The sequence below is a fragment of the Shigella sp. SIG3 genome (assembly GCF_053555855.1).
Window position 1 is genome coordinate 1 of record NZ_JBQZXE010000126.1, and the last position, 9,833, is coordinate 9,833.

7 protein-coding genes and 3 pseudogenes are annotated in these 9,833 nt (G+C 50.6%); 5 read left to right on the forward strand and 5 right to left on the reverse strand.

Going from position 1 to position 9,833, the window contains the following annotated elements; genetic code table 11:
• Positions 1–50: 50 nt before the first annotated feature.
• The 3 genes and pseudogenes from ACUU1I_RS17345 to mpaA form a co-directional block, all read left to right on the forward strand.
• A pseudogene (locus tag ACUU1I_RS17345) lies at positions 51–632 on the forward strand (alpha/beta hydrolase); the annotation flags it as partial.
• Between the two features lie 17 nt (positions 633–649).
• A pseudogene (locus ACUU1I_RS17350) lies at positions 650–1,288 on the forward strand (SDR family oxidoreductase).
• A gap of 290 nt (positions 1,289–1,578) precedes the next feature.
• Complete coding sequence (gene mpaA / locus ACUU1I_RS17355) at positions 1,579–2,307, forward strand: murein tripeptide amidase MpaA (protein WP_005068481.1); 729 nt, start codon at positions 1,579–1,581, stop codon at positions 2,305–2,307.
• Here mpaA and ycjG read toward each other — a convergent pair.
• On the reverse strand, positions 2,282–3,247 hold the full coding sequence (gene ycjG / locus ACUU1I_RS17360; protein WP_005049759.1) for an L-Ala-D/L-Glu epimerase: 966 nt from the start codon (positions 3,245–3,247) through the stop codon (positions 2,282–2,284). The two genes, mpaA and ycjG, sit on opposite strands and share 26 nt — an antisense overlap.
• A 118-nt stretch (positions 3,248–3,365) precedes the next feature.
• Between ycjG and tpx the strand changes: the two genes are divergently transcribed.
• Complete coding sequence (tpx, locus tag ACUU1I_RS17365; RefSeq protein WP_000084385.1) at positions 3,366–3,872, forward strand: thiol peroxidase; 507 nt, start codon at positions 3,366–3,368, stop codon at positions 3,870–3,872.
• 43 nt (positions 3,873–3,915) lie between these two features.
• Here tpx and tyrR read toward each other — a convergent pair whose 3' ends face one another.
• The 3 genes from tyrR to ACUU1I_RS17380 form a co-directional block, all read right to left on the reverse strand.
• Complete coding sequence (gene tyrR, locus ACUU1I_RS17370; protein WP_001306544.1) at positions 3,916–5,457, reverse strand: transcriptional regulator TyrR; 1,542 nt, start codon at positions 5,455–5,457, stop codon at positions 3,916–3,918.
• Between the two features lie 147 nt (positions 5,458–5,604).
• Positions 5,605–6,666: a YcjF family protein gene (locus tag ACUU1I_RS17375; RefSeq protein WP_000138744.1), complete on the reverse strand. Its 1,062-nt coding sequence runs from the start codon at positions 6,664–6,666 to the stop codon at positions 5,605–5,607.
• Positions 6,663–8,060 carry a YcjX family GTP-binding protein gene (locus ACUU1I_RS17380; protein WP_000825773.1) on the reverse strand — a complete coding sequence of 466 codons (1,398 nt, stop codon included), beginning with the start codon at positions 8,058–8,060 and terminating at the stop codon, positions 6,663–6,665. Before ACUU1I_RS17380 ends, ACUU1I_RS17375 begins: the two co-directional genes overlap by 4 nt.
• Before the next feature lie 155 nt (positions 8,061–8,215).
• Between ACUU1I_RS17380 and ACUU1I_RS17385 the strand changes: the two genes are divergently transcribed.
• The gene (locus tag ACUU1I_RS17385) at positions 8,216–9,214 is read left to right on the forward strand and encodes a LacI family DNA-binding transcriptional regulator (protein ID WP_000075372.1); all 999 of its coding nucleotides are present in this window, start codon (positions 8,216–8,218) and stop codon (positions 9,212–9,214) included.
• Positions 9,215–9,324: 110 nt separating this feature from the next.
• Here the strand turns inward: ACUU1I_RS17385 and ompG are convergent.
• Positions 9,325–9,833, reverse strand: a pseudogene (gene ompG, locus ACUU1I_RS17390) (monomeric porin OmpG); the annotation flags it as partial.

The window sequence follows — 9,833 nt, forward strand, 5'->3', positions numbered from 1 at the left end:
CGGGTCTGGCTGGCTAACACCCCATTATAAGGGGTACGAATAAAGTAACGGGTGGCTATGCCATTAATGCCGCGCTGACAGAAAAACGAATTAAAGCTGTAGTGAGTATTACGGGTGTTAATATCGGGCGTCTTTTTCGGGAAGGTTTCAGCAATTATGATCCGATTGGCGTATTGAATGCAATGGCGTCACAACGAACAAAAGAGGCTCGTGGTGGAGAATTACAGATCAACGAATTACTTCCCGCCAGCCTGGATGCAGCAAAAGCCCATGGACTGACCGAACGCGATGTTTATGAAGCAACTGACTACTATAAAACACCACGCGGGCAACAACCGGGAGGTGCGGCAAAAATGTTGTTCTCACATGCACAGAAAACGCTGGCCTGGGATGCCTTCGCATTTACTGAAGTGTTACTGACCCAGCCGGTGATGGTAGTAGTTGGTGAAAAAGTCGGTGCCTTCGGTGCTTATCGTGATGGACTGGAAGTCTATGGCCGGGCGATGGTTTCGCAGGATCGTCAGTTAGTTTCGTTACCCGATTTCTCACATTATGAACTATATGACAAACCGGAAGCAGTTCAGGAGGCGCTGGCAAAAGTTATTCCTTTTTTCAACACCCATCTGGGATAAGTTTCATGAGAAATATTATGAAAAATGTACTGATTCTTGGTGCTGGCGGTCAGATAGCCCGCCATGTGATTAATCAACTGGCAGATAAACAAACTATTAAACAAACTTTATTTGCCCGTCAGCCAGCAAAAATACACAAACCCTATCCAACTAATAGCCAGATTATTATGGGGGATGTACTGAATCATGCAGCACTGAAGCAGGCCATGCAGGGACAGGATATTGTGTATGCCAACCTTACGGGGGAAGATTTAGATATTCAGGCAAATTCAGTGATCGCTGCGATGAAAGCCTGTGATGTTAAACGTCTGATCTTTGTTCTTTCCCTCGGTATTTATGATGAAGTTCCAGGAAAATTTGTCGAATGGAATAATGCAGTTATTGGTGAACCCCTAAAACCATTCCGCAGGGCTGCGGATGCAATTGAGGCTTCTGGACTGGAATATACAATTCTTCGCCCTGCCTAGCTGACTGATGAAGATATTATTGATTATGAGCTTACCTCTCGCAATGAACCATTCAAAGGTACGATCGTATCACGTAAGAGTGTCGCAGCATTAATTACAGATATCATCGATAAACCTGAGAAACACATTGGTGAGAATATAGGCATCAATCAACCCGGGACTGATGGCGATAAGCCATTCTTCATGTAAATCAATTATATAGATACCATCGTACTGTACTATGTGCAGTACGATTTATTAAACTTATTAAGGTGAACTGATCAATCAGATGCGATTAACATGTGTAGAACCAGTAAGAATAAAATACGCCATGTATATAACATTACGACAATTCTAATATCTGCACATCAATGAAAATGCAAACAACTTCCGGCAAAAAAGTGATACAAGATCGATGACATAGCGTTGAAGAAAAGGATTTGATAATCCGCAAAATTTGCACAACACTGCCTGTAATACTTCCTGAACCAGAGACGATCATGACCGTAACCCGCCCACGCGCCGAACGCGGCGCATTTCCGCCCGGAACAGAACATTACGGACGTTCATTATTGGGCGCGCCGTTAATCTGGTTTCCTGCCCCTGCAGCCAGCCGCGAAAGTGGTTTGATTCTGGCTGGCACTCACGGTGATGAAAACTCTTCGGTCGTCACGCTCTCCTGTGCTCTGCGGACTTTGACACCTTCTTTGCGCCGCCATCATGTGGTGCTGTGTGTGAATCCTGACGGCTGCCAGCTGGGGTTACGGGCCAATGCTAATGGTGTGGATTTAAACAGAAACTTTCCGGCGGCGAACTGGAAGGAAGGTGAAACGGTTTATCGCTGGAACAGCGCCGCTGAAGAACGTGATGTCGTATTACTGACAGGTGACAAACCTGGCTCCGAACCTGAAACCCAGGCGCTGTGCCAGCTTATACACCGCATTCAACCTGCCTGGGTGGTCTCATTCCACGATCCACTGGCTTGTATTGAAGATCCCAGACACAGCGAATTAGGCGAATGGCTGGCCCAGTCGTTTGAATTGCCTCTGGTAACCAGCGTCGGTTATGAAACGCCTGGCTCTTTCGGCAGTTGGTGTGCAGATCTCAACTTGCATTGCATCACCGCAGAGTTTCCGCCCATCTCCTCCGACGAAGCCAGCGAAAAATATCTCTTTGCGATGGCAAACTTGCTGCGCTGGCATCCTAAAGATGCAATTCGCCCGTCGTGAACTGAAGCGCCGGTTCCACATCTACCGCCAGCCAGGTCGGTCCGTCAAGATCGGCGAAACTGACCTGCGGCACCAGCGGTAAAGCGGCGCTAATGGCACGAGAGGTACACAACATGCAGCCCAGCATCAGACTGAAACCTTGTGCACGCGCTTCAGTCGCCAGCGCCAGCGCTTCCGTCAGACCACCGGTTTTATCGAGCTTAATGTTAACCATCTCATAGCGCCCTTTCAGCGCCTTCAGATTGCTACGAGTATGACAACTTTCATCAGCACAAATCGGCAACGGATGAATAAAATTCTCCAGCGCCGCATCGTCCTGCGCAGGAAGCGGTTGTTCAAGCATCGCAACGCCTAAATCCGCCAATAGCTGGCAACGCGCCGCCAACCCTTCTGCACGCCAGGATTCATTTGCATCAACGATCAGCGTGGCATCGGGCACAGCGGTGCGAATTGCCACCATCCGCTCACTGATAAGATGGTTATCCAGCTTCACTTTCAGTAATTTCGCGCCTGCCTGCCAGAGTGTTGATGCACTATTGGCCATCTGATCAGGCGTACCGATGACAACCGTCTGTGCAGTGATAACTGTCTCGGGAAGCGTTATGCCGATCAAATCAGCCAGCGATTGCTGCTGTTTTCGCGCCGCGAGATCCCACAATGCACAATCCAGCGCATTACGTGCTGCGCCGGCAGGGAGAATTTTTTGCAACTCCTCCCGTGTCAGCCCTTTCTCTAATTGCGGCACGACGCTCATAATTTGCGCCATTACCGAGGCATCACTTTCTCCATAACGCGGATACGGCGTGCATTCGCCGGTGCCTTTAATACCCTCTTCTTCCAGTTCAACCACCACCACGCGCGCTTCACTGCGGCTTCCCCGGGCAATCACAAACGGGGTATGTAAGGGCCAGGCTTCCTCAAATACCTTAACGATTCTCATCTTTACTCCTTGTTGTCGCGGTGGTCTGCGGATTAAGCGCAAATAGCGTTTGCTGTGTTATTGACAGTTAGCATAAACTAGGTGTGACGTTAACTATATGTAAACAGGAAAGATAATCATGTCACAAACCGTTCATTTCCAGGGCAACCCGGTTACAGTCGCCAATTCCATCCCGCAGGCGGGTAGCAAAGCGCAGACTTTTACTCTCGTGGCAAAAGATCTGTCTGACGTCACCCTCGGTCAGTTTGCGGGTAAACGCAAAGTGCTGAACATTTTCCCGAGTATTGATACCGGTGTTTGCGCCGCATCAGTACGTAAGTTTAACCAACTGGCAACTGAGATCGACAACACCGTTGTGCTGTGTATCTCTGCCGATCTGCCGTTCGCCCAGTCTCGTTTCTGCGGCGCAGAAGGTCTGAACAACGTTATCACCCTCTCCACTTTCCGTAACGCTGAATTTCTGCAAGCCTACGGTGTGGCAATTGCTGATGGCCTACTGAAAGGTCTGGCAGCGCGTGCCGTTGTGGTTATTGACGAAAATGACAATGTGATTTTCAGCCAGCTGGTGGATGAAATCACCACCGAGCCGGATTACGAAGCAGCTCTGGCTGTACTGAAAGCATAAGTTAATATGCCTGATGGTGTTGCACCATCAGGCATATTCGCGCTTACTCTTCGTTCTTCTTCTGACTCAGACCATATTCCCGCAACTTATTGGCAATCGCGGTATGTGAAACGCCGAGACGTTTTGCCAGTTTGCGCGTGCTGGGATAATTGCGATAAAGCTGGGTTAATACCGAGCGTTCAAAACGGCTGGTGATTTCGTCCAGCGAACCTTCCATCGCATCTTCGCCCACGGCTACCGTTGCTGCGTCATAATCCGGCAACAAAATATCCTGTGGACGCAGCTCATAACCGTCCAGTTGTGTCAGCGCGCGATAGATAGCGTTCTTTAACTGCCGCACATTTCCCGGCCACGCATAACGTGTAAGTACAGTATTCAGGTCAGCGGCCAGTTTCGGACGCGGCACGCCCTGCTCGTCGGCAAAGCGGGCGACGAACAGCTCAGTTAACGGCATAATGTCCTGCGGACAGTCACGTAGCGGCGGCAGATTGAGCGTCAACACGTTCAGACGATAATAGAGATCTTCACGGAACACGCCTTTTTGCACCAGTTCGACCAGATTCTTCTGCGTAGCGCAAATCACCCGCACATCGACATGCACCTCATGGTCTTCGCCAACCCGACGGAAAGTGCCATCATTAAGAAAACGCAGTAATTTCGCCTGCATCCGTGGTGACATTTCCCCTATTTCATCCAACAGCACCGAACCACCGTTCGCCTGCTCAAAGAACCCTTTCTTCCCTTCCGGAGCATGACCAAACAGTTCACTCTCGACCGCATCTTCTGGTATAGACGCGCAATTCAGCGCCAGGTAAGGTTTGCCCGCTCTGGGGCTTGCCTGATGGCAGGCGTAGGCAAAAAGATCTTTACCTGTACCTGTGTCACCCGTAATCAGCAGCGGCGCGCTTAGCATCGCCAGTTTCTGCGCCTGTTCGACAACGTGCTTCATTTTCGGGCTGACGGCGACAATTTGGCTGAAGGCGCTGACGTCCTGGGCGGCGACATTTTGCAACTGGCGGCCCATACGAATCGTTGATCGCAACATCACCACCGCACCGGTCAGGACGTGTTGATCATTTTCATCCTGAAGATAAACAGGCGTAATCTCCATCAGGAAATTCTGCCCATTAATAACGACATGCTCGTTATGCGAATCTTGCGGTTCGCTTTCCAGCCAACGTAAAAAATTAAAGCCGTTAATCAATTGTGCGGCGGTATGGTTGCGCAGGCGATCCAATTTTTGCCCAAAAAGCTGACAGCTCGCCGGGTTCGCCATATCCACTTTGCTTTTCATATCGACAGAGAGCACAGGTTCAGGCAACGCCTCCAGTAACGCGCTCAACGCCAGATGCTCACGTTCGGAAGGCATCCACGGGACAGTACGCACATCGGTAACACCTGCAATACGGCGTATTTCGGCCATCAAACTGCTGAAACTCTCAAACTCCAGTTCAGCAAAATTGAGGTAGATTCGCCCAATGGGATCAATCTCAATACCGCGTAAATCAATGCCTCTTAGCACGAGTAGATCGAGTAATTCGCGGGTCAGACCGAGTCGGTCTTCACAAAAGACTTCCAGACGCATAGGAACCTTCACCTGAAAAAAGAACAATTAATATGATGATATGACACTATTTGGATAGCAGGAAGGTTTCTGTCAACAATCATTGACACAAAGACGGAAAAACGGGCACTTCGGCGTAAAGATATCCGGTCAGCACCCGATATTGCATTATTTTTCGCTGGGCGTTTTGCCTTTTTGCAGAGTTTCTTTCACCTGACCGATAAGCTGACGACGGAAATCCCCAAGGCGAGGTTTGTCATCGTCAATCCACGGCAGCGGGCGGCAAAGCTCCATAGCTTTAATCCCGAGTCGTGCCGTCAGAAGTCCAGCTCCAATTCCCTGAGCTGCGCGGGTAGACAAACGAGCAGCGAGATCTTGCGACATCCAGTCCATCCCCACTTCGCGCACCAGTTCGCTGGCTCCGGCAAAAGCGATATTCAGCAATACCAGCTTAAACAGACGCAAACGGCTGTAATACCCCAGTTCAATGCCATACAGCGTGGCAATGCGATTAATTAAACGCAGATTGCGCCAGGCGATAAACGCCATATCGACCAACGCCAGCGGGCTGACCGCAATCATCAACGTTGATTCCGCCGCCGAACGGCTGATTTCGCGCCGCGCCTGGGCATCTAAAACTGGCTGGACCAAATGCGCATACAGGCTGACCACTTCACGATCGTTCTGCGTTTCATGGATTGAGGCATACCAGCGTTGCAGCGCCGGATGCGACTGATCAATACCCGCCTGCTGCGCCAGTTTTTCGCAAAATGCGCGACCTTTGCCCGTGCCGTGGCTATGCAATAAATCACGCGCTTCGTCGCGTTCATGGGCGCGCTGTCGCAAGCGCCATAAGCGCCGCCACTCTGTTACCACAGAACCTACGCCAGCGCCGATAATCAATGCCCCAGCGGCACATCCACCCAGCGCTACCCAGTCCTGGGTTTGCCAGGCATTCATTGTCCACTGTATACCCTGCCCGACAACGCTTGCGCCAAACAGAGCCAGCCCGCCCATCACCATTTTGCGCCACAGGCTGCGTTTCGGACGTAACGCTGCGTCCATTACCGCTTCGACTTGCCCCTCTTCTTCCTGCGCTTCGTCGAGCGTGGCCGGGGCAAAATTTTGCGCCTGATTTTCGTCAAAGGTCTGCTGCGCCCTGAATTTTGGATTCTGTTCGACCTCCAGCGGACCGTCGAAATCAATACGTGGTTTTAACGGTTCGGTCATCGCAATTTATCTCCTATTAAAAATTCCAGCGCGGCATCAAGACGAATATGCGGCAGCGGTTTGTCGACATCCATCACCTGCGGGCGAAACGCTTCAAACTGGAACCCTTGCTTGTCCCAGAACGCCTGACCGGGCAAACGCGCAGGAACTTCACCGGGGTAAACGGTGAGAGGCGCACCATCGCTGAGCCGGTTACCGCGCAATGCCGGAATTTTCTCGCCGTTGACGTCAATAATGCCGCTGGTGGTCGTCTGCACCGAGGCCAGCCCCAGGCAATCCATACTAATCCTTTCAAACGCCGCATTTTGCCAGGCATCCTGAATCAGTTGTTGCAGTAATGAAACCATATTGGCGTGCTGATCGACCGTTACATGGTCCGCTTTCGTCGCGGCAAACAGCAGTTTGTCGATAACCGGCGAGAATAAGCGGCGAAACAGCGTGCGCTGCCCGTAGTGGAAACTTTGCATCAGCTGCGTCAGTGCCAGACGCATATCATTAAATGCCTGTGGCCCACTGTTGAGAGGTTGCAGGCAATCCACCAGCACAATCTGGCGGTCAAAGCGCAGAAAATGATTCTTATAGAACCCCTTCACCACTTTCTCGCAGTAATAATTAAACCGCTCGCGCAGCATTCCGGCATTGGTGTGCTTATCGGCCTGCGCCAGTTTGGACTCGCCCCAGGCATCGACATCCGGCCACGGGAAGAATTGCAGCGCGGGCGCACCTGCCATATCTCCCGGCAAGACAAAGCGCCCAGGCTGAATAAAGTGCAGCCCCTGCTGTTTACAGTGGTGGAGATAATCGGTCCACACGGCGGCAATGTCTGCCAGCCGGTTTTCGTCGGCAGGCGCTAGCGGGTCAAGTCCTTCGCACATCATTCGCCATTTCGCCGACCATTCGCCGCGCTGACCATTGAGTAAGCCCGTCATCTGGCGCGACCAGCTTAAGTAATCCTGCGCCAGCATCGGCAGGTCGAGCAACCATTCGCCGGGATAATCCACAATTTCCAGATACAGCGTGGAGGTATCCTTAAAGTGGCGCAGCAGCGAATCGTTCGATTTAAAACGTAACGCCAGGCGAATTTCACTGACGCCGCGCGTAGGCGTCGGCCAGGCGGGAGGATCACCATATAACTGCGCCAGTCCTTCATCATAGGTGAAGCGCGGAATGCCAAAGTCACGCTGGGGAATGCGTTTTACGCCCAGCAAGCGCTCTTCACGCACCGCGCTTAACAGCGGCAAACGTGCTCCGGCATGAATATTGAGCAACTGATTAACCATCGCGGTGATAAACGCTGTTTTGCCGCTGCGGCTAAGTCCGGTTACAGCGAGGCGCAGATGTCTGTCGACACCCCGATTCACCAGCGCATTGAGTTCATTTTTAAGTCGCTTCATTGCTGTCCTGTGCTGCTCTGAAGACCAGAAAAAAAATCATTCGTAAGGATATGAATGTGGGGGCCAGGCCATTGATTATCAACTGCCCGTGTTGTCATCGACGGGCGAACTCCATAAGATGTGCAGCATTCACGTTCGGACGGAGTTCCTGACCTATGTCCCCTACTATTTATGATATTGCCAGGGTTGCAGGCGTATCAAAATCCACCGTATCACGCGTGCTGAATAAGCAAACTAATATCTCCCCGGAAGCGCGCGAAAAAGTGTTACGGGCCATTGAAGAATTACAGTATCAGCCAAACAAGCTGGCCCGCGCGCTGACCTCTTCGGGTTTTGATGCCATTATGGTGATTTCTACCCGTTCGACCAAAACTACGGCGGGTAATCCGTTTTTCTCTGAAGTTTTGCATGCCATCACCGCCAAAGCGGAAGAAGAAGGTTTCGACGTGATATTACAAACGTCGCACAATCCGGCAGAAGATCTGCAAAAATGCGAAAGCAAAATTAAACAGAAAATGATTAAAGGCATTATTATGCTCAGTTCGCCAGCGGATGAGTCATTTTTTGCCCAACTCGATAAATACGATATTCCGGTGGTGGTAATTGGCAAAGTTGAAGGTCAATATGCCCATGTTTATTCTGTCGATACCGATAATTTTGGTGACAGCATTGCGTTGACCGATGCATTAATTGAAAGTGGGCATCAAAATATTGCCTGCCTGCATGCTCCGCTTGATGTCCATGTTTCGGTTGATCGCGTTAATGGCTATAAGAAAAGTCTGTCCGCGCATAATATTGCAGTGCGTGATAAATGGATTGTTGACGGCGGTTATACCCATGAAACAGCACTGCAAGCAGCACGGCAATTATTAAGTCAGTCACCGTTGCCTGAGGCAGTGTTTGCCACTGACAGCCTGAAATTAATGAGCATTTATCGTGCGGCGGCAGAGAAAAATATTGCTATTCCGCAGCAGTTAGCGGTGGTGGGTTATAGTAATGAAACGCTGTCGTTTATTTTAACGCCTGCACCAGGCGGCATCGATGTTCCGACGCAGGAGTTAGGTCAACAAAGCTGCGAGTTATTATTCCGCTTAATTTCGGGAAAACCGTCACCACAGAATATTACCGTTGCCACGCATATGACGCTGAAATAAATACCAGCTACCTTGCCTGAATGCCGGATGCGATGCTGGCGCATCTTATCCGGCCTACATTTATAGATCGGATAAAGTACTCGCGCCGCATCCGGCAATTTAGCCCATTATCAGAACGAGTAATTTACGCCGACACCTGCATAATGGAATTTATCGCTGTCGCCTTCGTCGTGATCCTGCCACTCAAACGCGTATTCCAGCGAAACGGAAAGTCCGTTCTGGAAATCATAACCGTAAAATAAACCCACACGGTTAAAATCATGGCCTTCACGTTCAATATCATCCTGCCAGTCCCAGTTACTCCAGCGATCCAGCCCAATGCGCGTATACGGCGTAACCGAGTGGTTGCCGAGCGTCAGCGGCAAATAGGCGCGAATTTCTTGTGTGGAAAACTCACCGTTATTGCGGCTGTCGTCCATATTGAAGCCGCGCTCGAGATAATAGTTCACTCGCAAAGCAACCGTTTCGTTGAAGGTATATTGCAGACCTGTTTCCGTTTCGACACGGGTATCAGCGTAACCGGTCGTGTTCAAATCGTTGGCAAATTTATACATCGACAACCAACCGTTGAAACGTAAATCATCAGTCAGTTTCACATCCCAGTCTGGGCGCGATTTTC

Coding starts and splice junctions, on each gene's coding strand:
- ACUU1I_RS17375 (WP_000138744.1), bottom strand. CDS start 6,666: ATGACCGAACCGTTAAAACCACGTATTGATTTCGACGGTCCGCTGGAG.
- tyrR (WP_001306544.1), bottom strand. CDS start 5,457: ATGCGTCTGGAAGTCTTTTGTGAAGACCGACTCGGTCTGACCCGCGAA.
- tpx (WP_000084385.1), top strand. CDS start 3,366: ATGTCACAAACCGTTCATTTCCAGGGCAACCCGGTTACAGTCGCCAAT.
- ACUU1I_RS17380 (WP_000825773.1), bottom strand. CDS start 8,060: ATGAAGCGACTTAAAAATGAACTCAATGCGCTGGTGAATCGGGGTGTC.
- ycjG (WP_005049759.1), bottom strand. CDS start 3,247: ATGAGAATCGTTAAGGTATTTGAGGAAGCCTGGCCCTTACATACCCCG.
- ACUU1I_RS17385 (WP_000075372.1), top strand. CDS start 8,216: ATGTCCCCTACTATTTATGATATTGCCAGGGTTGCAGGCGTATCAAAA.
- mpaA (WP_005068481.1), top strand. CDS start 1,579: ATGACCGTAACCCGCCCACGCGCCGAACGCGGCGCATTTCCGCCCGGA.